Raw genomic sequence first — 25,919 nt, 5'->3', positions numbered from 1 at the left:
GGGCACTTCTCAGAGGAGGAAGATCCACATGAGGACCAGAATGACGACGACTGCGATCGAGCCCCATTTGGTCAGGCTGGTGAACAGCGCATAGGTGCGCGCGTGCTCTTCGTAGTCGTTGCCTTCGGCGGTGGCGTATTCCAGCGTGCCGTGATCGGCCATGGCGGCATCCCCCTAGCGTGCGGTAGCTCTGGCCCTTTAACTGAGAAGGGCTTCTGTGGCAACTCGCTGTGGTGGACAGTATACCAAATCCAAGCGGTTTCAAGTGGCCGCTGCGGAACGTGGTTCAATGCGTTTGTTCTTGTTTTGTTCGTATGGTGCGCTAAAGTGAAATCATGGATGCGCCTCACGAATCGAAGCTTTCCCTCGGCCGTACCGGCAAGGCCGCGCAGCCCTTGGTTCAGCGCGACCGAACGGCGCGGCTGCGCGGGCCTGCCGCGCCGGACGCGAAAAAAAAGACGCAAGGTGAGCGCATCCTTGGCCGGTTGCTGGAGGGGCGGGCGGTCGTCCCCGCAAAGCCGCCTTTGGAAGACCCCGGCGGTGCGGTCGAGCAGGGCACCGGCGTCGAGACCGAACGGCGGCGCGGGCGGGGTGCCACCTCCAATGCGGCGGGGCGCTACGAGCCGGCGGCGCGCATCCTGTTCGACGATGGCTGGCAGGGGCTGGAAGACCTGCCGCCCTTCAAGACCGAGGTGACGGAGGAGCGGGCGCGCACCATCATCACCCGCAACCAGTCCCCCGACATCGCCTTCGACCGCTCCATCAACGCCTATCGGGGCTGCGAGCATGGCTGCATCTATTGCTTCGCCCGGCCCACCCATGCCTATCACGGCCTCTCGGCGGGGCTCGACTTCGAGACCAAGCTGTTCGTGAAGCCGGACGCACCGGAGCTTCTGGCGCGCGAGCTGTCCCACCCCGCTTACAAGCCGCGCACCATCGCCATCGGCACCAATACCGATCCCTACCAGCCCGTCGAGAAGCGCTACGAGGTGACGCGGCGCATCCTGGAGGTGCTGCGCGAGTTCGGCCATCCGGTGGGCATCGTCACCAAGTCCGGCCTTATCGCCCGCGACATCGACATCCTCTCGGACATGGCCGAGAAGGGGCTGGTGAAGGTGGCCATCTCGGTGACGACGCTGGACCACAAGCTCGCCCGGCTGATGGAGCCGCGCGCTTCGACGCCGGGGCGCCGGCTCGACACCATCCGCCGGCTCACGGACGCCGGCATTCCAACCGCCATCCTCACCGCGCCTCTCATTCCCGCGCTCAACGATATGGAGGTGGAGCGCATCCTCGATGCGGGGAAGGCGGCGGGGGCCAGCGAGGCCGGCTATGTGACGCTGCGCCTGCCCTTGGAGATCGCCGATCTGTTCCGCGAATGGCTGGTGGCCCATTTCCCCGACAAGGCGCGCCACGTGATGTCGCTGATCCGCGAGATGCATGGGGGCAAGGACTACGATTCCACATGGGGCAAGCGCGGCCGGGGTGTCGGCCCTTATGCCTGGACCATCGGCCGCCGCTTCGAGATCGCCGCGCGGCGGCTAGGTCTGACGGGGCGGGGCCTGAAGCTGACCACCGAGCATTTCCGCAAGCCCGCCCGGGCAGGCGAGCAATTGTCCCTGTTCTGAAAGGACGTTTCATGCCCGAAATCCCTGCGGCCGAGCCGCCGCCGCTCGCTTTGTCCCTCGTGACGCTGGGCGTCGCGGACCTGCCCCGCGCCATCGCCTTCTACGAGGCGCTCGGCCTCAAGCGCCGCGCGCGGGGCTATGAGGGCGTCGCCTTCTTCGATGCCAATGGGGCGGTGCTCAGCCTGTTCCCGCGCGCTGACCTCGCAGCCGACGCCTGCGTCCCCGATACGGCGCCGTCCGCCTTCGCCGGCTTGGGGCTGGCCTGCAATGTGGTGAGCGAAGGCGAGGTGGATGCGCTCCTCGCCCGCGCGGCCTCCCTGGGCGGGCGGGTGACCAAGCCGGGGCAGAAGGTGTTCTGGGGCGGCTATGCCGGCTATTTCGCGGACCTGGACGGGCACCTCTGGGAGGTGGCGTTCAATCCCTTCGTGCCGTTCGACGAGAGCGGGCGGCTGGTGATGCCGGAGTGAGGGTTTTGTCCTGGGCGCATGCAGCGTGAGCGGAATGCGACCCGGGACCCAACGCAAGGAACCGCCGAAGGCGCTTTAATGAGCCTCCGACGCTGCGCGGCGGAGGCGTGAGGCGCTGGTCGCGCCGTTGCCGGCTTCGCCGGAATCCTGCGCTGGGTCCCGGATCTGCACTCCGGCTACGCCGTCGCTGGTCCAGGACAAGGTTATCGCCCGCAATGGAAAGAGATCCCCGGGTCAAGCCCGGGGATGACGGCTTTTACGGAAGCGCTTTAACAGCCCTCCTCAATGCTGATGGTCCATGCCGCCCATCCCGCCCGCCGCAGGCGCGCTCGCGCCGATGCCGCGCACGTCGAAGGTCACGCTTGCGCTGCCGGCCTTCTCGAAGGTGAGGGTGCCCTTCACCTTGTCGCCCTCTTTCAGCGGCTGCTTCAGGTCCATGAACATCATGTGGTAGCCGCCGGGCGCCAGGGTCACGGTCTGGCCGGGCGCAATCTCAAGCCCGCTTGATACCGGCCGCATGGTCATGACGCCGTCCTTCATGGACATCTCATGCACCTCGAACCGGCCTGCCTGCTCAAACGAGCCGCCCACCAGCTTGTCGGGCGCCGTGCCGGTATTGGTGATGGCCACATAGCCCCCCGCTACCTTCGCCCCACCCGGCGTGGCGCGGCTCCAGGGCGCGGTGATGACGAGGTCGCCGACCTTCACGGTCGGGGCTGCCGTCGCTGCTGCCGCAAGCTTCAGAGCGGGGGCGGGCTTGGCCGGGCGCGGGGCTTCAGTGGTGGGAATCTCGGTCCAGTTCTCGGCGGTGGCGCCGCACGCCTGGACCACCGGGAAATAGAGCGTCGAGACATCCGCCTGCGGGGCGAGATAAGCGGTGAAGACGAATTCGTCATAATAAGCGTCGGGCAGTTCGCCGCCGCTCCAGGAGATGGTCTTCACGCCCTCCTTCACCGGCCCTCCGCGCATCACCTCATACGACTTGGCGTAGGGGCCTTTCTCCATGGCCAGCGTCCAGCCCGGCTTGGGCTGCGGCTTCACCGAGACGACGCCTTCGGGGATCGACACCTTGACGCCGGTGGTCGCGGCGTCGCCGCAGCCATGGGGCACCTTGAGCACGGCTTTGTAATAGGTGCCGGAATTGGCCTGCCGCTGCTCCAGCGTGATGTGGGCGAAGGCGGGGGAGGCGGACAGGAGGGCAGCCGCGCACAGCGCGCCGCGCAGAATCGAATTGGACATGGAGTGTCTCCGAAGCAAAGGGGAACGGCGTTGCGGGGTCAGGCCCGCGCCGGAGGGCCTCGTGCTTCGAAGGAAAAGACTGTCCTGCCCGCCTGCGCATCTGCGGGCGCGTTGGACATGAGCGCCGTGCCGGCATCCGGCGGAGACGGAAGGGTGATGCCCGCGGTGCCGTCGTGGCCGGGCGCCGGCTGGGCGGCCGCGCAACCCAGCGTGCAGCACAGAAGATCGTGGGCGGCATCGCCCGTGCCGGCATCGCCCTGGCCTGAGGGGGCGCAGAGCACGCCCGCAATGCCGTCGTTAATGGAGAACGCGTGGGCGGTGCCCGCCGCCGCGCCCAACACCGCCTGGAGCAGCAGCGCATAAGCGAGCGTGAGGCGGACGGCCCACCTCGTCACGGCTCCGGCTCGGGCTTTTCCAAGGCGCATGGACAATGGCTTAGGCTTGGGACCCGCCAGAGGCAAGGGCCGCGAGGTCGCGGCCGGTCTACGGCCAGTCCCCAGCGGCGCTGGGCGGCCGTCCCCTTGCCCTCTTCACCGTCATTGCCGGACTTGATCCGGCCATCTCTGTCAGGACCGGGCACCGAGAGATCCCCGGATCAAGTCCGGGGATGACTGTGTGGGAGAGAGATGACGGCTGGGGACGGGCGGACAGCTGACATTCCGCCGAAAGTTCCCGCCCTGGCGGATCGCGCCGAATGATGACAGGTTATCCGCACGTTCGAGGATGGTATCGGGGGGATGGGATGGTCTTCTGGTTCCCGCTCATCATGTGGGTGCTCGCCATATTCTTTGCGGGCGTTTCCTTCGGCCGGGCGCCGAAGCCGAGGCCGCCGGGCTTCCTGGCCGACCGGCTGATCCGCTACATCATGCTTTTCCCCGTGGGCATCATGGGCCTGTGGGCGGCCATCGGGCATATCTTCTTTGCTGCCCGGTCCGCCGCCGCCATCGGCTGGGCCACCAGCCCGTTCCAGTTCGAGGTGGGGGTGTCGAACCTGGGCATCGGCGTGGTGGGTGTCATCGCGGCCTATTACGGCAATTGGGGCTTCCGCCTCGCCGTCACGTTGATGACCGCCTGCTTCCTTGGCGGGGCGGCCGTGGGCCATGTGGTGCAGATCTCTTCCACCGGCAACCTTGCGGCGGGAAATGCAGGCCCCATTCTCTATACCGATGTCCTGACCCCTCTCGCCCTCCTCGTCCTCCTCGCGCTCACCCGGAAAACCGCCCGGGCGTGAGGCGGGGGCGCCGCCGGGCCAACCGAGCGCCCAGATGTCCGACGATGCCGAACGCGATCGCCTTTCCGCCCGCGCTGTCCGCTATGCGCGGGTGGGCGCCAATGTGGGAGGGGTCGCGGCGCGCATCGCCGGCTCCCGGCTCCTGGGTCTCGACCGGGGGGAGGGGAATGCGGCGGCGCTGGCCGCGGCCTTGGGCGGCCTGAAGGGGCCGCTCATGAAGGTGGCCCAGCTCATGGCCACCATCCCCGACGTGCTGCCGCCCGAATATGCCGCCGAGCTTCAAAAGCTGCAGAACGATGCTCCGCCCATGGGCCGCGCGTTCGTGCGCCGGCGCATGATGGCCGAGCTGGGCCGCGACTGGGAAAGCCGCTTCTCAAGCTTCGATCAGACGCCGGCGGCCGCCGCCTCCCTGGGGCAGGTGCACAAGGCCGTGGCGCTGGATGGCGAGGTGGTGGCCTGCAAGCTGCAATATCCCGACATGCAGGCCGCCGTGGAGGCGGACCTCAACCAGCTCGACCTTCTCTTCTCCCTCCACCGCCGTATGGACCCCGCCATCGACACGCGGGAGATCGCCGGAGAGATCGGCGCGCGGGTGCGCGAGGAGCTGGATTATCGCCGCGAGGCCCGCCACGCCGCGCTCTATCAGGCGATGCTCCGGGATGAGCCCCTGGTGCGGGTGCCGCGCGTGCGGGACGACCTCTCCACCGGCCGGCTGCTGACGCTGGAATGGCTGGAGGGCACGAAGATCCTCAATTTCGTGGACCACCCGCTGGAGGAGCGGAACCTGCTGGCCCGCGCCATGTTCGCCGCCTGGTGGCTGCCCTTCAGTCGGCATGGCGTGATCCATGGCGATCCCCATCTCGGCAATTACACCGTCTTCCTCGATGGCGCGGGGCGGCCGGGCGGCATCAACCTGCTGGATTACGGCTGCATCCGGATCTTCCCTCCGGTCTTCGTGGCGGGGGTGGTGGACCTCTATCGGGGCTTGAGCGAAGGGGACGAGGCCCGCGTGGTCCACGCCTACGAGATCTGGGGCTTCCGCGGCCTGAAGCGGGAGCTGATCGATGTGCTGAACATCTGGGCGCGCTTCATCTACGGCCCGCTCATGGACGACCGGGTTCGCTCCATCGCGGACGGCGTGGCGCCGGGCCAGTATGGCCGGCGCGAAGCCTATCAGGTACACATGGCGCTGAAACAGCTCGGCCCTGTCACCGTGCCGCGCGAGTTCGTCTTCATGGACCGCGCGGCCATCGGCCTCGGCGCGGTGTTCCTGCACCTGAAGGCGGAGCTGAACTTCCACGCGCTTTTCGAGGCCGCCATCGCCGATTTCACCCTGGAGGCCGTGGCGGAGCGGCAGGCGTCGGCGCTCACGGCGGCGGGGCTGGTATAGGCGTGTCCCAAAGCGCAGCACACACCCTCCCCCGCTTGCGGGGGAGGGGATGGCACCGCGTCTCAATCCTTACTGCGCGCCCCGGGAGATGACCGAGGGGGAGCCGGCGGGAACGTTGTCGCCGGGCGTCAGGGCGCCCGCGCCCGTGGTCGCCGGTGGCGGAGCGGAAGGCGCGGCCTGCACGGCGGGAGGCGGGGCAGCGTAGACGCTGGGCGGCGGGGCGTCCGGTGGCCCGGACACCGTGGCGCCGGGCGGCGGGGGCGCCGACACGTCGTCGCCCGTATCGGGGACGCTGTCCGAATCGATCATATTGGCATCCGGCGGGCGGGGGGCCGGCAAGGGCGCCGTCGGCGGCGTCCGGGAGGCCCTCTGCTGCGGCTGGGCGGAGCCTGGGGGAGGATAGGCCGGTGCGCCGCTGCCGGGCGGGGGATAAGCGGGGCCGAGCGGCTGCACGCGGCCCGTAAAAGCGTTCACGCCCAGCAGCACCGGCCCGCTGTCGATATTGGCGGTCATCATATAGGTGCTCCCCTGGAGCACCGCCCGTCCCACCTGGTAATAGCCGAGATTGAGCACGATGGAGCGGGCCTGGCCCGGCGACATCATCGCTCCCCCACCCGGTGGGGGCGGGGGTGGTCCGTAATTGGGCGGAGCCCCGTAGGCTGGCGGCTGGCCATAAGCAGGGCCGGGTCCGTAGGCAGGCCCAGGTCCGTAAGCGGGCCCGGGTCCATAGACGGGCGCGGGGGCGTAAACCTGCGCTCCGTAGCCCGGCGGCACGGAACCCTCGGCGGGCACCACATATTGGGGAGGCGGGGGCGCATATTCGGTGGCGCCGGGGATATATTGCGCAGCAGCCGGTCCGCCGATGGCGGCACTCGCGACGGCGGCAAGGCCGGCGACCTTCAGCGAAAATCCAAACCGCATTGGACACCTTCCCACAGACATGCCTCGACTAGAGCCCGCCATTGAGGCGTGGGTGCGACCCTGAGCGGCAGGCTTGCGCCGAATGTCGCTCTTGCCATGGCTTGCTGGTCCGAGGCTGTCGTCGCGTCAGGCGCCGTCCTTCGGGGGTATGCCGGTGCGGGAGCGTGCAGTTCGCTGTGACATTGCCGTCTCGCAGCCGGCGTATGTTGGCGAAAGAAGGGCGCGCCAGCGTCCCCGTGGCGGGAGCCGGTCTGCTGCGCCGTTCATGCCGCGCCGCAACACCATTGCGCGCAGGGCACGCGCGCCGTACCGTTCTTGCGCAGAACAGCAGTCCTGCGCAATTTCCGCAGGTCTGCCCACGGCGAATGCATGGCGGCGGCCTTGTGGGCGTGACGCTTTTCTGTCATGTTCCGCGAGATAGGGCAGTCCTGCTGCCCTATCATTCGCACATTCCAGGGGTTCGCGGGCGTGCATTCCGTTTCGGATGCGCGCTTTTGCGTGCCTGCTGCCCCCGCTTTTGGGGCGAGAGTTTGCAAGGATTTCGGGCGTGAGCCCGGCGAGATGAAAGGGCGAAGCGATGTCGACGGATCGCATGGACAAGGTGAGCGCGCGCAACGTGGCCGGGGCCACCGCCGCCAAAACCGCGCCCATCTTCGGCCGTCCGCCGGCCTCGGGCCTGTTCGACCCGGCCCAGGAGCGTGACGCCTGCGGCGTCGGCTTCATCGCCGACATCAAGGGCCGCAAGTCCCACAAGATCATCGAGGACGGCATCCAGATCCTGCTCAACCTGGAGCATCGCGGCGCCGTGGGTGCGGACCCGCGCGCGGGCGACGGCGCGGGCATGCTGGTGCAGATCCCCCACCGCTTCTTCGCCAAGGAGGCGTCGGGCCTCGGCTTCACCCTGCCGGAGCCCGGCCATTATGCGGTGGGCCACATCTTCCTGCCGCGCGATGCGGGGGGCAAGGAGATCATCCGCGCCGCCTATGAGCGGGTGGTGGCCGAGGAGGGCCTCGTCCTCATCGGCTGGCGCGAGGTGCCGACCGACAATTCCTCGCTCGGCGAGAGCGTGCTGCCCACCGAGCCCGACCACGTGCAGATCTTCATCGGCTGTGGCGACACGTCGTGCGAGGAGGATGCGTTCGAGCGCCGCCTGTTCGTGCTGCGCAAGGTGATCTCCAACGCCATCTATGACGCGAAGGACCCGCGCACCGCCGGCTATTACCCGGTGTCCCTGTCCTGCCGCACCCTGGTCTATAAGGGCATGTTCCTGGCGGACCAGCTGGGCGCCTATTACCCTGATCTCAGCGATCCGGACTTCGAGAGCGCGCTCGCCCTCGTGCACCAGCGCTTCTCCACCAACACTTTCCCCGCCTGGCCGCTGGCGCACCCCTATCGCATGGTGGCGCACAATGGCGAGATCAACACCCTGCGCGGCAACGTCAACTGGATGGCGGCGCGGCAGGCCTCGGTGGATTCGGAGCTGTTCGGCGCCGACATCTCCAAGCTCTGGCCCATCTCCTATGAAGGCCAGTCGGACACCGCCTGCTTCGACAATGCGCTCGAATTCCTGACCCAGGGCGGCTACTCGCTGTCCCACGCGGCCATGATGCTGGTTCCCGAGGCCTGGGCGGGCAATCCGCTCATGGATGAGGAGCGGCGCGCCTTCTACGAATACCACGCCGCCCTTATGGAGCCGTGGGACGGCCCGGCCGCCATCGTCGCCACCGACGGGCGCCAGATCGTCGCGACCCTCGACCGCAACGGCCTGCGCCCCGCCCGCTACATGGTGACCAGCGACGACACCATCGTGCTCGCCTCCGAGATGGGCGTTCTGACGCTCCCCGAGGAGAAGATCGTCACCAAGTGGCGCCTCCAGCCCGGCAAGATGCTGCTGGTGGACCTCGTGGAAGGCCGCCTCGTGCCCGACGAGGAGGTGAAGACCTCGCTCGCCCGCGCGCACCCTTACAAGGAATGGCTGGCGCACACCCAGCTGGTGCTGGAGGAGTTGCGCCCCGTGGAGGCGCGCGAGGTGCGCACCGACGTGGCCCTCCTCGATCGCCAGCAGGCGTTCGGCTACACCCAGGAAGACATCAAGCTGCTTCTGCCCCCCATGGCCGTCACCGGCCAGGAGGCGGTGGGCTCCATGGGCACGGACACGCCGGTCTCGGTGCTCTCCGACAAGTCGAAGCTGCTCTACACCTATTTCAAGCAGAACTTCGCCCAGGTGACGAACCCGCCCATCGACCCGATCCGCGAGGAACTGGTCATGAGCCTCGTTTCGTTCATCGGCCCGCGGCCCAACATCTTCGATCTCGAAGGCAATGCCCGCCGCAAGCGGCTCGAAGTGCGCCAGCCCATCCTCACCAATGAGGATCTGGAGAAGATCCGCTCCATCGGCTTCATGGAGGAGCGTTTCGACACCCGCACGCTCGACATCACCTACACGTCCGACAAGGGCGCCGCCGGCATGGAGGGCGCCGTCGAGCGCCTGTGCGAGCGCGCCGAGGCGGCGGTCCATGGCGGCTACAACATCATCATCCTCTCCGACCGCATGACCGGGCCGGACCGCATCCCGATCCCGGCGCTGCTGGCCACCGCCGCCGTGCATCATCATCTGATCCGCAAGGGGCTGCGCACTTCGGTGGGCCTCGTGGTGGAGACCGGCGAAGCCCGCGAGATCCACCATTTCGCGTGCCTTGCCGGCTATGGCGCGGAAGCCATCAACCCCTATCTCGCCTTCGAGACCCTTGTGGGCATGCGCGACGAGATCCCGGAGGAGGTGGACGACTACGAGATCGTCAAGCGCTACATCAAGTCCATCGACAAAGGCTTGCTGAAGGTGATGTCCAAGATGGGCATCTCCACCTACCAGTCCTATTGTGGCGCGCAGATCTTCGACGCGGTGGGCCTCTCCTCGGAGCTGGTGAACAAGTATTTCTTCGGCACCGCCACCACCATCGAGGGCATCGGCCTCGCCGAGATCGCCGAGGAGACCGTGCGGCGGCACAAGCTCGCCTTTTCCGACGCGCCGGTCTACCGGCTCGCGCTGGATGTGGGCGGTGAATATGCCTACCGCATCCGCGGCGAGGCCCATGCCTGGACGCCGGACAGCGTGTCCCTGCTCCAGCATGCGGTGCGCGGCAATGCGCAGGACCGCTACCGCGAATTCTCCAAGATGATGGACGCGCAGGAAAACCTGCTCAACGTCCGCTCTTTGTTCCGCATCCGCGAGGCCGGCGAGTTTGGCAACGCGCCCGTGGACATCTCCGAAGTGGAGCCGGCGTCCGAGATCGTGAAGCGCTTCTCCACCGGCGCCATGTCGTTCGGCTCCATCTCGCGGGAAGCGCACACCACGCTCGCCATCGCCATGAACCGGATCGGCGGCAAGTCGAACACCGGCGAGGGCGGCGAGGAGCCCGAGCGCTTCAAGCCCATGGCCAACGGCGACAGCATGCGCTCGGCCATCAAGCAGGTGGCCTCCGGCCGCTTCGGCGTGACGGCGGAATATCTCGTCAATTCCGACGTGATGCAGATCAAGGTCGCGCAGGGCGCCAAGCCCGGCGAGGGCGGGCAATTGCCGGGCCACAAGGTGGATGCGGTGATCGCCAAGGTGCGCCACTCCATGCCCGGCGTCGGCCTCATCTCCCCGCCGCCGCACCACGACATCTATTCCATCGAGGATCTGGCGCAGCTCATCTATGACCTGAAGAACGTGAATCCCGACGCGGACGTGTCGGTGAAGCTCGTCTCCGAGGTCGGGGTGGGCACGGTGGCGGCCGGCGTCGCCAAGGCGCGCGCCGACCACATCACCATCTCCGGCTTCGAGGGCGGCACGGGCGCCTCTCCGCTCACCTCGCTGAAGCACGCCGGCTCGCCCTGGGAGATGGGCCTCGCCGAGACCCAGCAGACCCTGGTGGCCAACCGCCTGCGCGGGCGCATCGCCCTCCAGGTGGATGGCGGCCTGCGCACCGGCCGGGACGTGATCATCGGCGCGCTTCTGGGGGCCGACGAGTTCGGCTTCTCCACGGCGCCGCTCATCGCCGCCGGCTGCATCATGATGCGCAAGTGCCATCTCAACACCTGCCCGGTTGGCGTCGCCACCCAGGACCCGGTGCTGCGCAAGCGCTTCAAGGGCACGCCCGAGCACGTCATCAACTATTTCTTCTTCGTCGCCGAAGAGGTGCGGGAGATGATGGCGGCGCTGGGCTTCCGCACCTTCAATGAATTGATCGGCCGGTCCGAACTCCTCGACCAGGAGCAGGCCATCGCCCACTGGAAGGCGAAGGGCCTCGATTTCTCGCGCATGTTCGCCAAGCCCGAGGTGCCGCCGGAAGTCGCCGTGCGCAACACCGAGCGGCAGCACCACCCCATCGAGAAGGTGCTCGACCGCACCCTCATCGAGAAGGCCATGCCGGCGCTTGAGAACGGCGAGAAGGTGGTCATCGAAAGCCCCATCCGCTCCGTGGACCGTTCCGCGGGCGCCATGCTCTCGGGGCAGGTTGCCAAGCGCTATGGCGGCGCGGGGCTGCCGGACGACACCATCGAGGTGCACCTCACCGGCACGGCGGGCCAGGCGTTCGGCGCCTTCCTCGCCACCGGCGTCACGCTGAACCTCGTGGGCGAGGCCAACGATTATGTGGGCAAGGGCCTCTCGGGCGGGCGCATCATCGTCCGGCCGCCGGCCCACAGCGCCATCGTGCCGGAGGACTCCATCATCGTCGGCAACACGGTGATGTATGGGGCGACGGAAGGCGAATGCTACTTCCGCGGCATTGCGGGCGAGCGTTTCGCCGTGCGCAATTCGGGGGCAATCGCCGTTGTCGAAGGCACCGGCGACCATGGCTGCGAGTACATGACCGGCGGCATCGTGGTCGTGATCGGGCAGACCGGGCGCAATTTTGCGGCCGGCATGTCGGGCGGCGTCGCTTATGTGCTGGACGAGGACAAGAGCTTCGCCAAGCGCTGCAACCTCTCCATGGTCGATATCGAGCCCGTGGAAGAGGAAGAGGACCTGCTGGAGCGCCTCCACCACCATGGCGGCGATCTGGAGTTCAAGGGCCGCATCGACGTGCAGGGCGACATGTCCCGCCACGACGAGGAGCGCCTGCACCAGCTCATCGCCAAGCATCTTCATTATACCGGCTCGGGCCGGGCGCAGAAAATCCTCGACAATTGGGCCGATTATCGCGGCAAGTTCGTCAAGGTGATGCCGGTGGAATACCGCCGCGCGCTGCGCGAGATGGAGAAACTGCGCGGGCTTCAGGCGGCGGAGTAGGGCGTCTCCGCCAGCGCGGCCCAAGCTCCCTCTCCCGCTTGCGGGGGAGGGCCGGGGAGGGGCCGAGCGAAGCGAGGAAGCTCGGCGTGATCTCCCCGGGGCGACGTTCGCCGCTGCGCGGCGCCCCCTCCCAACCCTCCCCCGCAAGCGGGAGAGGGCTTTCGAGCGCTTTGAACCGACCCGCCGCGCCGTGCGGCATTGCACGGCACAAAAGCGAGTCCTCAAGCTGGAACAATTCTTGTAATGGAGCTAATCGGCGCCCGATGTGCGACGCGGCTCCCGGAGGGGTGGTTATGGGTAAGGTCACCGGGTTCATGGAGATCGACCGGCGGGAGCAGAAGTATCAGCCCGCCTCCGATCGGATTCGCCATTTCCGCGAATTCACCCTGCCTCTGCCCGACACCGAGGTGGCCAACCAGGCCGCCCGGTGCATGGATTGCGGCATCCCCTTCTGCCACGGCCCTACCGGCTGCCCGGTGCACAACCAGATCCCCGACTGGAACGACCTCGTCTATCAGGGCGACTGGGAGGAGGCCGCGCGCAACCTCCATTCCACCAACAACTTCCCCGAATTCACCGGCCGCATCTGCCCCGCCCCCTGCGAGGAAGCCTGCACGCTGAACCTGGAAGACATGCCCGTCACCATCAAGACGGTGGAGCAGGCCATCGCCGACAAGGCGTGGAAGAACGGCTGGATCAAGCCCGAGCTGCCCGCGGTCCGCACCGGTCGCTCCGTGGCGGTGGTGGGCTCCGGCCCCGCCGGCATGGCGGCGGCCCAGCAGCTCGCCCGCGCCGGCCATGACGTGCACGTGTTCGAGCGCGAGCCCAAGGCCGGCGGCCTGCTGCGCTATGGCATCCCCGACTTCAAGATGGAGAAGCGCCACATCGACCGGCGCGTCTCCCAGATGGAGGCCGAGGGCGTCACCTTCCATTACGGCGTGAATGTGGGCGTCACGAAGCCCATCCAGGAGCTTCTCGACACCTACGACGCCGTGCTGCTCGCCGGCGGCGCCGAGGCCCCGCGCGATCCGCGCCTGCCGGGCCAGGAATTCGAGGGCGTGCACTTCGCCATGCCCTATCTCGTCCAGCAGAACCGCCGGGAGGGCGGTGAGGACACGAACCGCGAGATGCCCATCCTTTCCGGAGGCCGGCACGTGGTGGTGGTGGGCGGCGGCGATACCGCGTCCGACTGCGTCGGCACCGCGTTCCGCCAGGGCGCGCTCTCGGTGACCCAGCTCGACATCCGCGCAGTGCCGCCCATGAAGGAGGACAAGCTGGCGGTGTGGCCGTACTGGCCCACCAAGTTCCGCACCTCTTCCTCCCAGGCCGAGGGCGCCGAGCGCGAGTTCGCCTGCGCGACGCTCGGCATTGAGGGCCGCAACGGCCGCGTCACCGGCGTGAAGTGCGCCCGCGTGGACGCCAAGCGCCAGCCCATTCCCGGCACCGAGTTCGTGCTGCGCGCCGACCTCGTCTTCCTCGCCATCGGCTTCGCCCATCCGCTCCATGACGGCATGGTGGAGCAGAGCGGCGTCGCGCTGGATAAGCGTGGCAACGTGCAGGCCGACGAGGAGCAATACCTCACCTCGACGCCGCGCCTTTATGCGGCCGGCGACATGCGGCGCGGCCAGTCCCTGGTGGTGTGGGCCATCCGCGAGGGCCGCCAGGCGGCTCACGCCATCGACAAGGCGCTGATGGGCGAGACCACGCTGCCGCGGTGACGGGGTTGGGTGGCGACGCCTCCGCCGAACTACGCGCGGCCTGTGAAGCAAACCGACCGTCATCCCCGGACTTGATCCGGGGATCTTCTTGCTGAAGCAGGCAGGCGATGGGAGATGCCCGGGTCAAGCCCGGGCATGACGGTGCCCAAGGGGCCGGGTATCTCCAGGACAACGGCGCTCCGTTTTGCCTGCCTACTTCTTCGCCAGAACCACCACCTCCCCCTGCATGGAGGGCAGGCGGTCCAGCGAGACGAAGCGGATGATCCCCGGATTCCGGGCGACGAATTCCACGCGCTCGACCTCCCCGCGCGTCAGAATCACCGGCTCGTCCGCCCCTTCCACCAGGATGCGGTGGGACGGGCCCTGCACGCCGATGAAATTGAGCACCACTCTGTCGCCTTCCATCACCGTTACCTGCGCCGGTGAGAACAGGAAGGCCCGCATGTTCCATTTGCCGCTCTCGTCCGGCTTCGTCAGCACATAGCCGCCGCCGACGGGCAGCGCCGCGTTGGGGAATGCCTCGGCGGGGTGCTTGTCGTCGCCTTTCGTCGTGGTGGTGCCGTCGAGATGGACGGTGGCGATATAGAATTGCCGGGTGCCCGGAACGGCCGGCGGCAGTGTCGCCGCCGCGCCGGGGGTCGCGTAGGCGGACTGGGCCGAGGCCGGATCCGGCATGAAGAGCAAAGCAAGGCTGGCGCCGAGAAGCGCGGCGCAGGTTTGGCTGGATGTGAGATGCATGACCATGTCTCCCCGAAGGTGGAGCAGACCCCCGCGGAGAAAGGATCATCGGAGCGGCGCGATTATTCCCATGCCGCCGGGAATAAAATGACACCCTGGGCGATCTTCATGGTCGGCAGGTGCGCGTGGATCAACGCCTGAAGAGATTTGAGACCGCGATGCTTCCGCATCTCGATGCGGCCTATGCCTTTGCGCGCCGGCTCATGGGCAATGCGGCCGATGCGGAGGATGTGGTCCAGGAGGCTTATCTGAAAGCGTTCGCCGCATTCGACCAGTATGCCGGCGGCTCGGCCCGTGGCTGGATCCTCGCCATCGTCCGCAATGCCGCCTTCCGGGCGTTAGAGCAGTCGCGCCGGTTCGCACCGGCGCCCTACGAGGACGGCCTCGCCGTGCTCGACGGCGCTTCGGATCCTTCCCCTTTCAATGCTCCGGACGCAGGCCTGGAGGCGGGCGATGCCCGCACGCGGCTGGAAGAGGCCCTGGCGCGCCTGCCGCTGATCTATCGGGAGGTGCTGGTGCTGCGGGAGCTCCAGGAGCTGAGCTATGCGGAGATCGCGGCGGTGACGGGCACTCCCGTCGGCACGGTCATGTCGCGTCTGGCGCGCGCCCGGGCGCGGCTCGTGGAAGCGGTCGCACAGAATGGAGGACGCCTGCGTGAACTGTGACGACCTCCGGGAGCTTCTCGCTCCCTATTTCGACGGTGAGCTTGCCGCGCCCGAGCAGCGCGAGGTGGAGCGCCATCTCGCCGCCTGCCCGCGCTGCGCCGCGCTGATGGCCCAATGGGGCGAGGTTCGCACCGGCCTGCGCGCGCTGGAGGCGCCCAGGCCAGGAGCGGCGTTCGCGGCGCGGCTGGGCGGGGAACTGGCGAGCGTCGCGCGGCCCCCCCGCGTCCAGCTCGCGCCCCGGGCGCTGGCGGCAGGCATCGCGCTGCTGCTGTGCGGCGGGGTGGTGGGCGCGTCCCTGGGCGCGCTGGGGGCCTGGGGCACTTTCAGCCGGTCGGTGGAGGAGGATCTTGTGGTCCGGGATGTGGTGGCGGCCCATGTGCGGTCGCTGCTGGGGGGCACGCCGGTGGACGTCGCCTCCGCCGACAGCCACACGGTGAAGCCCTGGTTCGCGGGCCACCTGCCGTTCGCGCCGCCCATCGAGAACCTCATCCAGGCCGGCTTCGAGCTGGTGGGCGGCCGGCTCGATTATGTGGATGGGCGGGAAGTGGCCGCCATCGTGCTGAAGCGCCGCCGCCACACCATCAATCTCTTCATCTGGGCCGAGGCGGGGGACGATATCGCGCCCCGCGTGCTTCAGGACCGCGGCTTTACCTTGGTGAGCTGGCGGCGTGACGGGCTCGCCTTCTGGTCGGTGTCGGACATGGAGGCACCGGAACTGAAGGCGTTCGCGGACGCCGCCGCAGGAACCCCTCAGAACAAATAGACCGCCGCGACCAGCCCAACCACCACCACGGCGAACAGGCCGAGGGTGACGAGCCCCAGCCGCTTCTCGATGAATTCCCGCGCCGCCGGCCCGAAATAGTGCAGCAAGGCGGCGAGGATGAAGAAGCGGGCGCCGCGCGTGATCAGCGAGAGCACCACGAACCAGAACAGGCTGTAATTGGCGAAGCCCGACGTGATGGTCACGAGCTTGTAGGGGATGGGCGTGAGGCCCTTCAGCAGGATCACCCAGTGGCCGTATTGCGCATAAGCGTGGCGGAACGCCTCCACCTTGCTGCCATAGCCGTAAAGATTGATCAGGAACTGGCCGACGCTGTCATAGAGCAGCGCGCCGATGGCATAGCCCACGAGGCCGCCCGCCACCGAGGAGAGCGAGGCGATGAGGGCGTAGGTCCAGGCCTTGTCCGGCCGCGCCAGGGTCATGGGCACCTGGAGCACGTCCGGGGGAATTGGAAAGACCGAGCTTTCGGCAAAGGACACGATGCCCAGCGCCCAGGGTGCGGACGGGCGGGCGGAATAGGCGATCACCCAGTCATAGAGCTTGCGGAGCATGGAAAAGGGGTTCTTTGCGGCTGGAAGGCTGGCTGGGAGTAGACGCGGGATCGTCATCTGTCCAGGGCTGGTACGAACGTGCGGACGGCGCGGCGCAAAGCCGCGTGGAACATACGGCCGGGCTCGCGCATTAACCGTCTTCGAAAAGGTGCCTGGTGCGAAGCAGCATCCAGGTGCGCGGTTTAACCAATTGGGAACCTCTGTGGCGCAGCGTGCCTTTATTGCGCGCTGGCGCAGATGTCCCTGTCTGTTCAAGAGAGTTCCATGCTGAAGCGCATCGCTGTCTTCGCCGCCCTCATCCTCGGTTACGCGCTCACCGGTGTGGCGCTCTCCACCGGAGACGTCTCCGCGACCGGCGCGGCGATTGCCATCGCTGCCGAGTGAGGGATTCCCGCCTTTAAACGCATAACGCTCCCACGAAACGGCCGGGCTTGACCCGGCCGTTTCGTGGGAGCGTCAGAAGCGCCTTCGCGGCGGAATGCCCGGGCCAGGCCCGGGCATAATGTTTCTTCAGGGGGCGCAGCCCCTCAGTGCCGGGTATCCGCGCCGGGCAGGTTCGCCGCCGTCAGAGGCGGGGTGGACAGGTGCCCGCCGAGCCCCGCCATGGCGGCGCGCTGGCGCACCAGGGCCAGCACCACATCCAGGGTCGGCGTGGGCTGCTCCAGAAGGCGGCCCATCTCCTGGACCGCCGTCACCAGCGGGTCGATCTCCATGGGGCGGTCGCGCTCCAGGTCCTGGAGCATGGAGGTCTTGTGGGCGCCCACGGCGCCCGCGCCATCGATGCGCCGCTCCACATCCACACGGAAATTGACGCCGAGCCGGCGGGCGACCGTCTCCGCCTCCTGCATCATGGCCTTGGCCACGGCGCGGGTGTCGGGGTCCGTCGCGATCACGTCGAGGGTGGCGTGTGTGAGGGCGCTGATGGGGTTGAAGCAGAGATTGCCCCACAGCTTCAGCCACAGCTCGTCGCGGATGTTGGTCAGCACCGGCGCGCGCAGCTTCGCCTTGCCCATGATCTCGCTGAGCCGCTCCACCCGCTCGGTCTTCTCGCCCGAGGGCTCGCCGATGGGGAATTTGTCGCCATAGACGTGCTGGATCACGCCCGGCGCCACCACCTCGGTGGCGGGATAGACGATGCAGCCGATGGCGCGCTCGGGGCGCAGCACGTCCCACTGCTTTCCACCGGGATCGATGCTCTCCAGCGTGCGGCCCTCAAGGGCGCCGCCATGCTTGTAGAAATACCAATAGGGCACGCCGTTCACGGCGGTGACGACGCTGGTGTCGTTGCCCAAAAGCGGGCGCATGCGGTCCACCACGCTCGGCACCGAATGGGCCTTGAGCGCGATGAAGACGTAGTCCTGGGGGCCGAGCTCGGCCGGATCGTCCGTGGCGTGCACCTTGGCGACACGCTCCTCGCCGCCGATCAGCAGCTTCACGCCGTTCTGCTTCATGGCTTCGAGGTGCGGGCCACGGGCCACAAGGCTGACTTCCGCGCCGGCCTCGGCCAGCTGAACGCCCAAATAGCCGCCGATGGCGCCCGCGCCATAGATGCAAACCTTCATGGCGATCCTCCCGTATCGTTGATGCCGTATAATGTATGCCAGGCTAGCGGCTATGGTGCCGCGTGCTTGGTCTTGGGCCTCAGGATATTTGTGGGAAATATTTCCGTAATATGGAAAATTGCCGCAGGTGAGCGCGCACCTTGCCGAACGCAGGGAAATCACGCCATTTGGGCGCCATCGGACCGCACCCGAAAGCGGCCGGCGGAGGAGGCCCATGGAGGACCAGAACATCGCGCCCCGGCGCCGGGGCCGGCCAGCTTCGGCTGTCGATGGCGGCGAGGTCCAGTCGCTGGACCGGGCCATCGCGCTCCTGCGCGTGCTGGCGGAAGCCGATGGCATGAGCCTCAGTGAGATCGCCAAGAAGGCCGAGCTGCCCGCCTCCACGGTGCATCGCCTGCTGGCGACGCTCCAGAAGCGCCAACTGGTCAATCACGACCAGGAGAACGGGCTCTGGACCGTGGGTCTCGGCCTGTTCCGCATCGGCGCCGCCTATCTGCGCATCCGCAAGCTGCCGGACGTGGGCCGTCCGGTGATCCGCCGGCTGCTGCACGAGACCGAGGAGACCGTGAACCTCGCCATGTTCGACGGCAACGAGCTGGTGGTGGTGGGGCAGGCCGAGGGGCATTCGCCCGTGCGCGCCTTCTTCCGCCTTGGCGCGCGCCTGCCGCTGCACGCCTCCGCTGCCGGCAAGGCCATCCTCGCCTCTGCCAGCCCCGCCTTCCGGGGCGCATGCCTGGCGCAGATCCGCTACGAGGCCTTCACCGTGCGCACCCATAGGTCCGAGCGCGAGCTGGTGGACGACCTCGCCCGCATCTCCGAGCGCGGCTATGCAGTGGACGAGGAGGAGCACACGGCGGGCATGCGGTCCGTGGCTGCGCCCATCTTCAACGAGTGGAAAGAGCCCATCGGCGCGGTCTCCGTGTCCGGCCCTTCCGTGCGCATGAGCAATGACCGCGTGGAGCGTCTGGGCCGCCGCATCGTCGCCGCCGCCGACCAGATGACGCGGCTTTATTCCGGCGCCGACGAGACCCTGCCGCCGGAATTCGTGGCGTATCGGTGAGGCCGGCGCGCCAGCCCGGGGAGAGCTCGTCACAGGCCGGCGATGCGGCGCGCTGAGCGCTGGTCCCGGCCGCCACGCAAGGCGCGGGCGGTCGTCACTCCACGGCCTGCGCCTCGCGCGCTCACACGCGCCGGTGGGGTGCACCTGCACGGCCCCGCGGGCGCCTCATGGGCGCGGGGCCGTCGTGTACGCCCTAAGGTGGATGTATCCCCAGCTTTGATCGAAAGACGTAGTGCGGCGCATCTTCTTCGCCGGCGCAGCATGCCAACTTTCCCTGCCTAAGAGGAAAGCGCCCCGGCCGTGGTCTGCGCGCATATGTTGCTTTGCGGCATGCCGTAACGGTGACGCAGGGGATGCCGTTACTGATGCTCGTGAAATAATGTATTTCAAATATCAGATGAATGTATTCAGCGCACTGAATTCAGCATCGCTAATTTCCGTTGCGGAGAGGTGACATACAATATACTCTTTCCAAATCCGCTCCTAGCCAGAGTGGCAATAATATCGTTTGTTCAATGTGTTACGTCACGCAATCCGTCTCATGAAGAAGGCGGGCGATCCGGGAGGAAATCAGAATGCATTCGGCTTTTGCCAAGTCCGCGAAGCGATTCGCAGCAGTCTGCGCCGCCGTCGCGGCGTTCACGCCCCTCTCAGCTTTGGCCTGGGAGCCCACCAAGACGGTGGAATTCATCGTCCCCGCGGGCACGGGCGGTGGCGCCGACCAGATGGCGCGCATGCTTCAGGGCATCATCCAGAAGAACAATCTGATGACTCAGTCTCTGGTGGTCATCAACAAGTCCGGCGGCGCCGGTGCCGAGGGCTTCCTCGACATGAAGGGCTCGGCCGGCAATCCCAACAAGATCGTCATCACCCTCTCGAACCTGTTCACCACGCCGCTCGCCACCGGCGTGCCGTTCAAGTGGGACGACCTCACCCCCGTCGCCATGCTGGCGCTCGACGAGTTCGTCCTGTGGGTGAACGCCAAGGCGCCCTATGACGACGTGAAGGGCTACCTCGCCGCGCTCAAGGGCGCGGCGCCGGGCGGCGAGTTCAAGATGGGTGGCACTGGCTCCAAGCAGGAAGACCAGATCATCACCGCCGCCATCGAGCAGAAGACCGGCTCGAAGTTCATCTACGTCCCTTACAAGGGCGGTGGAGACGTGGCGGCCCAGCTGGTGGGCGGGCATGTGACCTCCTCGGTCAACAACCCCATCGAGGCCGTGTCGCAGTGGCGTGCCGGCGAGCTGAAGCCGATCTGCGTGTTCGACACCACGCGCCTGCCCTACAAGGAGCCGGTGGCCAGCGGCAAGTCCTGGGGTGACATCCCCACCTGCAAGGAAGGTGGCCTCGACATCGAATACCTGATGTTGCGCGGCATCTTCATGGCGCCCAAGGTCACCAAGGACCAGGTCGACTATTACGTGAACCTGTTCAAGAAGGTGCGCGACACGGCTGAGTGGAAGGACTTCATGGAGAAGGGCGCCTTCAACACCACCATGCTGACCGGCGAGGAATACAAGGCCTGGCTCGGCAAGGCGGCGGAGAGCCACCGCTCCCTGATGGAGAATGCCGGCTTCATCGCCAAGTGATGCGATGCCCGCCGCGCGGGGCGTGCGCCCTGCGCGGCGGGATCATTATCCCGGCTGATCTTTACGGCCGGCGGCATGATCGCCCGCCTTCTGGGAACATCGCGGCCGAATATTGCGGCCGAATATTGCGGCTTCCTGGCCCAAGCTTTCCTTGGCCCAAGTCTTCTTCGACAGGACGTCAGTCATGGCAACTGAAACCGATAAGTCTGAACACACCGTCTCCATCCGCACCATGGACGTCGTCGTCGCGTTGCTGTTCATGGCCCTTGCAGTGCTGGTGATGGTGGATAGCTGGCGCGTCGGCGCGCGCTGGGCCTCGGATGGTCCGCAGGCCGGCTACTTTCCCTTCTACGTCGGCCTGATCATGTTCATCGCCAGCGCCGGCACGCTGGTGACGAACATCGTCACCAAGACCCCAAACCTCGCCAATTTCGTCGATCGCGAGCAGTTCGGCTCGGTGCTGAAGGTTCTGGTGCCCACCATCGTCTATGTGGTGGCCATCAACTTCATCGGCATCTACGTGGCGTCGATCATCTTCATCGCCTTCTTCATGTGGTGGCTCGGCAAGTACAAGCTGCAGATCATCCTTCCGGTCGCCGTTGGCGTCCCCCTCGTCCTGTTCGTGATGTTCGAGATCTGGTTCCTGGTGCCGCTGCCCAAGGGACCGATCGAGGCCGCGCTGGGCTACTGATCCCGCCGCCCCGGATGGGGCGGCCCCAAGGCAAAGACCCCGGACGGCCGCAGGCTCAGCCGCGGCCCGTGCAACGGGGCACCCCAACCGAAAACATCACCCGCCGCCCCGCGCAACGACCGCAGGGGACCTGGGGAGGAATATAGTGGAAGCGCTCACATCCCTTATCGGAGGTTTCAGCGTCCTCGCTGATCCAATGAACATCGTCTACATGTTCGTTGGTATCGCATTGGGCGTGCTCATCGGCGTGCTGCCGGGTCTCGGCGGCGCCAATGGCGTCGCGATCCTCCTGCCGCTCACCTTTTCCATGTCGCCGGTCTCGGCGATCATCATGCTCTCCTCCATCTATTGGGGGGCCTTGTTCGGCGGCGCCATCACCTCGGTGCTGTTCAACATTCCCGGCGAACCATGGTCAGTGGCGACCACATTCGACGGGCACCCCATGGCCCAGAAGGGTAAAGCGGGCGAGGCGCTTACCGGCGCGTTCACCGGCTCCTTCATCGGCGCCTTCGTGGCGGTGCTGCTCATCACCTTCCTCGCCCCCATGATCGCCAAGTTCGCGCTGCAGTTCGGCCCCGCCGAATTCTTCGCAGTCTACCTGCTCACCTTCTGCTCCTTCGTGGGCATGGGCCGAGAATCGCCCTTCAAGGTGCTCGCAGCCATGACGCTGGGCTTCGCGCTCGCGGCGGTGGGCATCGACACGGTGACCGGCCAGCTGCGCATGACCTTCGGTTCGGTGGAGCTGCTGCGCGGCTTCGACTTCCTGGTGGCGGTCATCGGCCTGTTCGGCGTCGGCGAAATCCTCCTCACCATGGAAGAGGGCCTCGCCTTCAAGGGCAAGAGCGCGAAGATCAACGCCAAGGTGGTGTTCCAGACCTGGGCCCAGCTGCCCAAGTACTGGGTCGGCATGATCCGCTCTGCGGCGGTCGGCTGCTGGATGGGCATCACCCCCGGCGGCGCCACCCCGGCCTCCTTCATGAGCTACGGCCTCGCCAAGAAGTTCTCCAAGAACGGGAACAACTTCGGCAAGGGCGAGCTGGAAGGCGTCGTGATGCCGGAAGTGGCGGCCCATGCGGCCGGCACCTCGGCGCTGCTGCCGATGCTGACCCTCGGCATCCCCGGCTCGCCCACCGCTGCGGTGCTGCTGGGCGGCCTGCTCATCTGGGGTCTCCAGCCGGGTCCGCTCCTGTTCGTGGAGCAGAAGGACTTCGTGTGGGGCCTCATCGCCTCCATCTATCTCGGCAACATCGCCGGCCTGATCGTGGTGCTCACCACCGTGCCGCTGTTTGCCGCGATCCTGCGCATCCCGTTCAGCGTCATCGCGCCCATCATCCTGGTGATCTGCGCGGTGGGTGCCTACACGGTGCACAATGCGGCTCTCGACATCGCGGTCATGTTGATCTTCGGCGTCGTCGGCTATGTCTTCAAGAAGCTGGACTATCCGCTGGCGCCGCTGGTTCTGGCGCTTGTGCTGGGCGACATGGCGGAGAGCTCCTTCCGCCAGGCCATGCTGGTCAGCCAGGGCAATCTCGGCATCTTCTGGTCGAACCCCCTGGTCGGCTCCATCGTCACCCTGGCGCTGGTCATGCTGTTCTGGCCGGTGCTGAGCATGCTGAAGCAGCGCCTCATGGGCGGTGCCCGTCCGGCCGCCGCCGAGTGAGGCTGGCCAAGTAAGACGACGGCCCGGCGCCACATTGCGCCGGGCCGCTTCCCTCGAAGCGGTTTTCCGGGGGAGAGGCAGGCACATCCTGCCCAAAGGTCAAGACAGACGCGGAACGAGCATTCGCAGCGCTTTGCGCCTTTCCCTCAGAGGGGATTGCGTCGCGCGCTAGCATACAGTACACAGTATTTCACCGACGGCGCGCGCCCGATAGAAGGTGCCGGCCATAGGGAAGGGAACACCGTGCAGCAGGTTGCCGACACACCAAAGCTGAATGTGGAGCCGCTGGGAGCCAGTTCCAGCCTTCGCATGCTGGCTTACGATGCGTTGAAGCGGGCAATCACCGAGATGGACATTTACGGGTCCACCACCGAATTCCGCCTGGACGAGCGTCAGCTCTCCGAAGATCTCGGCGTGTCGCGCACCCCCATCCGCGAAGCCATGACGGTGCTCGAGCAGGAGGGCTTCGTGCGCTCCGTGCCGCGCCGGGGCATCTTCGTGGTGCGCAAGACCAAGCGCCAGATCATCGAGATGATCACTGTCTGGGCCGCGCTCGAAGGCATGGCCGCGCGTCTCGCCGCGACCCGCGCCACGAGCGCCGACATCAAGGGCCTGCGCCGCCTGTTCGACGAGTTCGAAAAGGAGCCGCTCGCGGCCCACATGCACGAATACTCGCAGGCCAACATCGCCTTCCACCAGGCAATCATCCGCATGGGCGGCTGCAACCTGATCGTGGACATGACCCAGAACCTGTTCCTTCACATGCGCGCCATCCGCGCGGTGTCGATCCGCCAGGAGAACAGGTCCGAGACCTCCATCCGCGAGCACACGGCCATCATCGACGCGCTGGAAGGCGGCAATTCCGACCTGTCCGAGCGTCTGGTGCGGGAACACACGATGGGCCTTGCGGCCCACGTCGAGAAGCACGGGGTTTTTCCGGAATAGCCTTCGTGGCGAAGACGGGAAAGCGACCGAAACGGTACAGCTAAAGATTTTCCGGGAGAAAGCGGATGTCCGCACTAGCACAGAGCATTGATGCAAACGTGGCCCACGAGCAGGAGCTGACCGACGGCTTCCATCTCGTCATCGACGCGCTCAAGCTCAACGGCATCGAAACCATTTACGGCGTGCCCGGCATTCCGATCACCGATCTCGGCCGCATGGCGCAGGCCGAAGGCATCCGCGTGATCTCCTTCCGCCACGAGCAGAATGCCGGCAACGCGGCCGCCATCGCCGGCTTCCTCACCAAGAAGCCCGGCATCTGCCTGACCGTGTCGGCGCCCGGCTTCCTGAACGGCCTCACCGCGCTGGCCAACGCCACCACCAACTGCTTCCCCATGATCCTGATCTCCGGCTCCTCCGAGCGCGAGATCGTCGACCTCCAGCAGGGCGACTATGAGGAGATGGACCAGTTGGCCATCGCCAAGCCGCTGTGCAAGGCGGCCTTCCGCGTGCTGCACGCCGCCGATATCGGCATCGGCGTGGCGCGCGCCATCCGCGCGGCCGTGTCCGGCCGTCCCGGCGGCGTCTATCTCGACCTGCCGGCCAAGCTGTTCTCGCAGGTGATGGATGCGGAAGCCGGCGCCAAGTCGCTGGTGAAGGTCATCGATGCGGCCCCGGCCCAGATCCCCGGCCCCGACGCCGTCAAGCGCGCGCTCGATCTGCTGAAGAGCGCAAAGCGCCCCCTCATCGTCCTCGGCAAGGGCGCGGCCTATGCCCAGGCCGACGATGAGATCCGCCAGCTCGTCGAGAAGAGCGGCATCCCCTTCCTGCCCATGAGCATGGCCAAGGGCCTCCTGCCCGACACCCATCCCCAGTCCGCGGGCGCTGCGCGCTCGACGGTGCTGAAGGATTCGGACGTGGTGGTGCTCATCGGCGCCCGCCTCAACTGGCTGCTGTCCCACGGCAAGGGCAAGACCTGGGGTGAGCCCGGCTCGAAGAAGTTCATCCAGATCGACATCGAGCCGAAGGAGATGGACTCCAACATCGAGATCGCCGCTCCGCTGGTGGGCGATATCGGCTCGGTGGTCTCCGCCCTCCTCGCGGGCATCGACGGCAGCTGGCAGGCCCCTTCGGCCGACTGGCTCAACACCGTCTATTCGAAGCGGGAAGACAACATCGCCAAGATGGCGCCGCGCCTGATGAAGAATTCGGCGCCCATGGACTTCCACAGCGCGCTCGGCGCCCTGCGCACCGTCATTAAGGAGCGCCCGGACGCCATCCTCGTGAACGAGGGCGCCAACACCCTCGACCTCGCCCGCGGCATCATCGACATGTACCAGCCGCGCAAGCGTCTGGACGTGGGCACCTGGGGCGTGATGGGCATCGGCATGGGCTTCGCCGTTGGCGCGGCGGTGGAGACCGGCAAGCCGGTGCTCGCGGTTGAAGGTGACAGCGCCTTCGGCTTCTCCGGCATGGAGGTGGAGACCATCTGCCGCTACGACCTGCCGGTCTGCATCGTCATCTTCAACAATAACGGCATCTATCGCGGCCTCGACACCGACCCGACGGGCCGGGATCCCGGCACCACGGTGTTCGTGAAGGATAGCCGCTACGACAAGATGATGGAGGCCTTCGGCGGCGTGGGCGTCAATGTGACGACCCCCGACGAACTGAAGCGCGCCGTCGACGCGGCCATGGATTCCGGCAAGCCGACCCTCATCAATGCGGTGATCGACCCGGCGGCCGGCACCGAGAGCGGCCGCATCGGCAACCTCAATCCGCAGAGCGTCGTGAAAAAGAAGTCCTGATCT

Annotated in this window: 21 protein-coding genes; 14 read left to right on the top strand and 7 right to left on the bottom strand. The window is 66.9% G+C overall.

The features are described 5' to 3' along the window. Positions 1–9: 9 nt before the first annotated feature. Positions 10–162 carry an aa3-type cytochrome c oxidase subunit IV gene (locus tag ABLE91_RS02385; RefSeq protein ID WP_348928056.1) on the bottom strand — a complete coding sequence of 51 codons (153 nt, stop codon included), beginning with the start codon at positions 160–162 and terminating at the stop codon, positions 10–12. 173 nt (positions 163–335) lie between these two features. Here ABLE91_RS02385 and ABLE91_RS02380 point away from each other — a divergent pair, with 173 nt between their 5' ends. After that, the gene (locus ABLE91_RS02380; RefSeq protein ID WP_348928054.1) at positions 336–1,628 is read left to right on the top strand and encodes a PA0069 family radical SAM protein; all 1,293 of its coding nucleotides are present in this window, start codon (positions 336–338) and stop codon (positions 1,626–1,628) included. 11 nt (positions 1,629–1,639) lie between these two features. Beyond that, a complete protein-coding gene (locus ABLE91_RS02375; RefSeq protein WP_348928052.1) occupies positions 1,640–2,095 on the top strand; it encodes a VOC family protein in 456 nt (151 codons plus the stop codon). Positions 2,096–2,377: 282 nt separating this feature from the next. Here ABLE91_RS02375 and ABLE91_RS02370 read toward each other — a convergent pair whose 3' ends face one another. Then, positions 2,378–3,334 carry a DUF1775 domain-containing protein gene (locus ABLE91_RS02370; protein ID WP_348928051.1) on the bottom strand — a complete coding sequence of 319 codons (957 nt, stop codon included), beginning with the start codon at positions 3,332–3,334 and terminating at the stop codon, positions 2,378–2,380. 38 nt (positions 3,335–3,372) lie between these two features. Further along, positions 3,373–3,729 carry a hypothetical protein gene (locus ABLE91_RS02365; protein ID WP_348928050.1) on the bottom strand — a complete coding sequence of 119 codons (357 nt, stop codon included), beginning with the start codon at positions 3,727–3,729 and terminating at the stop codon, positions 3,373–3,375. A 347-nt stretch (positions 3,730–4,076) separates the two neighbouring features. Here ABLE91_RS02365 and ABLE91_RS02360 point away from each other — a divergent pair, with 347 nt between their 5' ends. Together ABLE91_RS02360 and ABLE91_RS02355 are read left to right on the top strand one after the other, a co-directional pair. Then, positions 4,077–4,565, top strand: coding sequence for a DUF6790 family protein (locus ABLE91_RS02360; RefSeq protein ID WP_348928048.1), 489 nt, complete (start codon positions 4,077–4,079; stop codon positions 4,563–4,565). 34 nt (positions 4,566–4,599) lie between these two features. Continuing rightward, positions 4,600–5,955, top strand: coding sequence for an ABC1 kinase family protein (locus ABLE91_RS02355; RefSeq protein WP_348928046.1), 1,356 nt, complete (start codon positions 4,600–4,602; stop codon positions 5,953–5,955). A 69-nt stretch (positions 5,956–6,024) separates the two neighbouring features. Here the strand turns inward: ABLE91_RS02355 and ABLE91_RS02350 are convergent, their stop codons facing one another. Continuing rightward, positions 6,025–6,876, bottom strand: coding sequence for a hypothetical protein (locus ABLE91_RS02350; RefSeq protein WP_348928045.1), 852 nt, complete (start codon positions 6,874–6,876; stop codon positions 6,025–6,027). Between the two features lie 577 nt (positions 6,877–7,453). Between ABLE91_RS02350 and gltB the strand changes: the two genes are divergently transcribed. Together gltB and ABLE91_RS02340 are read left to right on the top strand one after the other, a co-directional pair. Then, positions 7,454–12,151 (top strand): glutamate synthase large subunit, encoded by a 4,698-nt coding sequence (gene gltB, locus ABLE91_RS02345; RefSeq protein ID WP_510181892.1) that lies wholly within the window; start codon positions 7,454–7,456, stop codon positions 12,149–12,151. Positions 12,152–12,444: 293 nt separating this feature from the next. Further along, positions 12,445–13,869, top strand: a complete 1,425-nt coding sequence (locus ABLE91_RS02340) for a glutamate synthase subunit beta (RefSeq protein ID WP_348928043.1) — start codon at positions 12,445–12,447, stop codon at positions 13,867–13,869. A gap of 192 nt (positions 13,870–14,061) precedes the next feature. Here the strand turns inward: ABLE91_RS02340 and ABLE91_RS02335 are convergent, their stop codons facing one another. Next, the gene (locus ABLE91_RS02335) at positions 14,062–14,607 is read right to left on the bottom strand and encodes a hypothetical protein (RefSeq protein ID WP_348928041.1); all 546 of its coding nucleotides are present in this window, start codon (positions 14,605–14,607) and stop codon (positions 14,062–14,064) included. A gap of 158 nt (positions 14,608–14,765) precedes the next feature. On the opposite strand from ABLE91_RS02335, the gene ABLE91_RS02330 reads away from it, so the two are divergent. Further along, positions 14,766–15,272, top strand: a complete 507-nt coding sequence (locus ABLE91_RS02330; protein WP_348928039.1) for a sigma-70 family RNA polymerase sigma factor — start codon at positions 14,766–14,768, stop codon at positions 15,270–15,272. Further along, a complete protein-coding gene (locus ABLE91_RS02325; RefSeq protein WP_348928037.1) occupies positions 15,262–16,035 on the top strand; it encodes an anti-sigma factor family protein in 774 nt (257 codons plus the stop codon). The genes ABLE91_RS02330 and ABLE91_RS02325 overlap by 11 nt, the downstream gene beginning before the upstream one ends. On the opposite strand, the gene ABLE91_RS02320 is transcribed toward ABLE91_RS02325, so the two are convergent. Beyond that, on the bottom strand, positions 16,023–16,604 hold the full coding sequence (locus tag ABLE91_RS02320) for a YqaA family protein (RefSeq protein ID WP_348928035.1): 582 nt from the start codon (positions 16,602–16,604) through the stop codon (positions 16,023–16,025). The two genes, ABLE91_RS02325 and ABLE91_RS02320, sit on opposite strands and share 13 nt — an antisense overlap. Before the next feature lie 527 nt (positions 16,605–17,131). Next, positions 17,132–18,166, bottom strand: a complete 1,035-nt coding sequence (locus ABLE91_RS02315; protein ID WP_348928033.1) for a 2-dehydropantoate 2-reductase — start codon at positions 18,164–18,166, stop codon at positions 17,132–17,134. A gap of 214 nt (positions 18,167–18,380) precedes the next feature. Here ABLE91_RS02315 and ABLE91_RS02310 point away from each other — a divergent pair, with 214 nt between their 5' ends. The 6 genes from ABLE91_RS02310 (at position 18,381) to oxc (ending at position 25,916) form a co-directional block, all read left to right on the top strand. Next, entirely contained in the window at positions 18,381–19,226 is an 846-nt protein-coding gene (locus tag ABLE91_RS02310; RefSeq protein WP_348928032.1) for an IclR family transcriptional regulator, read from the top strand. A 575-nt stretch (positions 19,227–19,801) separates the two neighbouring features. Next, entirely contained in the window at positions 19,802–20,815 is a 1,014-nt protein-coding gene (locus ABLE91_RS02305; protein ID WP_348928030.1) for a Bug family tripartite tricarboxylate transporter substrate binding protein, read from the top strand. Positions 20,816–20,999: 184 nt separating this feature from the next. Next, positions 21,000–21,506, top strand: a complete 507-nt coding sequence (locus ABLE91_RS02300; RefSeq protein ID WP_348928028.1) for a tripartite tricarboxylate transporter TctB family protein — start codon at positions 21,000–21,002, stop codon at positions 21,504–21,506. A 145-nt stretch (positions 21,507–21,651) separates the two neighbouring features. Next, a complete protein-coding gene (locus tag ABLE91_RS02295) occupies positions 21,652–23,166 on the top strand; it encodes a tripartite tricarboxylate transporter permease (protein ID WP_348928027.1) in 1,515 nt (504 codons plus the stop codon). A 309-nt stretch (positions 23,167–23,475) separates the two neighbouring features. Beyond that, positions 23,476–24,111: a GntR family transcriptional regulator gene (locus ABLE91_RS02290; RefSeq protein ID WP_348928308.1), complete on the top strand. Its 636-nt coding sequence runs from the start codon at positions 23,476–23,478 to the stop codon at positions 24,109–24,111. A gap of 65 nt (positions 24,112–24,176) precedes the next feature. Continuing rightward, positions 24,177–25,916 carry an oxalyl-CoA decarboxylase gene (oxc, locus tag ABLE91_RS02285; RefSeq protein ID WP_348928025.1) on the top strand — a complete coding sequence of 580 codons (1,740 nt, stop codon included), beginning with the start codon at positions 24,177–24,179 and terminating at the stop codon, positions 25,914–25,916. The last annotated feature ends 3 nt before the right edge of the window (positions 25,917–25,919 follow it).

Source organism: Aquabacter albus (assembly GCF_040049275.1).
Taxonomy (GTDB): domain Bacteria; phylum Pseudomonadota; class Alphaproteobacteria; order Rhizobiales; family Xanthobacteraceae; genus Aquabacter.
Note: the sequence above shows the minus strand (reverse complement) of the source record. Positions and strands in the feature narration are given on the sequence as shown.

Excerpts from the sequence above, each read along its gene's own strand:
- ABLE91_RS02385 (WP_348928056.1), bottom strand. The coding sequence starts at position 162 with ATGGCCGATCACGGCACGCTGGAATACGCCACCGCCGAAGGCAACGAC.
- ABLE91_RS02380 (WP_348928054.1), top strand. The coding sequence starts at position 336 with ATGGATGCGCCTCACGAATCGAAGCTTTCCCTCGGCCGTACCGGCAAG.
- ABLE91_RS02375 (WP_348928052.1), top strand. The coding sequence starts at position 1,640 with ATGCCCGAAATCCCTGCGGCCGAGCCGCCGCCGCTCGCTTTGTCCCTC.
- ABLE91_RS02370 (WP_348928051.1), bottom strand. The coding sequence starts at position 3,334 with ATGTCCAATTCGATTCTGCGCGGCGCGCTGTGCGCGGCTGCCCTCCTG.
- ABLE91_RS02360 (WP_348928048.1), top strand. The coding sequence starts at position 4,077 with ATGGTCTTCTGGTTCCCGCTCATCATGTGGGTGCTCGCCATATTCTTT.
- ABLE91_RS02355 (WP_348928046.1), top strand. The coding sequence starts at position 4,600 with ATGTCCGACGATGCCGAACGCGATCGCCTTTCCGCCCGCGCTGTCCGC.
- ABLE91_RS02350 (WP_348928045.1), bottom strand. The coding sequence starts at position 6,876 with ATGCGGTTTGGATTTTCGCTGAAGGTCGCCGGCCTTGCCGCCGTCGCG.
- gltB (WP_510181892.1), top strand. The coding sequence starts at position 7,454 with ATGTCGACGGATCGCATGGACAAGGTGAGCGCGCGCAACGTGGCCGGG.
- ABLE91_RS02340 (WP_348928043.1), top strand. The coding sequence starts at position 12,445 with ATGGGTAAGGTCACCGGGTTCATGGAGATCGACCGGCGGGAGCAGAAG.
- ABLE91_RS02335 (WP_348928041.1), bottom strand. The coding sequence starts at position 14,607 with ATGCATCTCACATCCAGCCAAACCTGCGCCGCGCTTCTCGGCGCCAGC.
- ABLE91_RS02330 (WP_348928039.1), top strand. The coding sequence starts at position 14,766 with ATGCTTCCGCATCTCGATGCGGCCTATGCCTTTGCGCGCCGGCTCATG.
- ABLE91_RS02320 (WP_348928035.1), bottom strand. The coding sequence starts at position 16,604 with ATGCTCCGCAAGCTCTATGACTGGGTGATCGCCTATTCCGCCCGCCCG.
- ABLE91_RS02315 (WP_348928033.1), bottom strand. The coding sequence starts at position 18,166 with ATGAAGGTTTGCATCTATGGCGCGGGCGCCATCGGCGGCTATTTGGGC.
- ABLE91_RS02310 (WP_348928032.1), top strand. The coding sequence starts at position 18,381 with ATGGAGGACCAGAACATCGCGCCCCGGCGCCGGGGCCGGCCAGCTTCG.
- ABLE91_RS02305 (WP_348928030.1), top strand. The coding sequence starts at position 19,802 with ATGCATTCGGCTTTTGCCAAGTCCGCGAAGCGATTCGCAGCAGTCTGC.
- ABLE91_RS02300 (WP_348928028.1), top strand. The coding sequence starts at position 21,000 with ATGGCAACTGAAACCGATAAGTCTGAACACACCGTCTCCATCCGCACC.
- ABLE91_RS02290 (WP_348928308.1), top strand. The coding sequence starts at position 23,476 with ATGCTGGCTTACGATGCGTTGAAGCGGGCAATCACCGAGATGGACATT.
- oxc (WP_348928025.1), top strand. The coding sequence starts at position 24,177 with ATGTCCGCACTAGCACAGAGCATTGATGCAAACGTGGCCCACGAGCAG.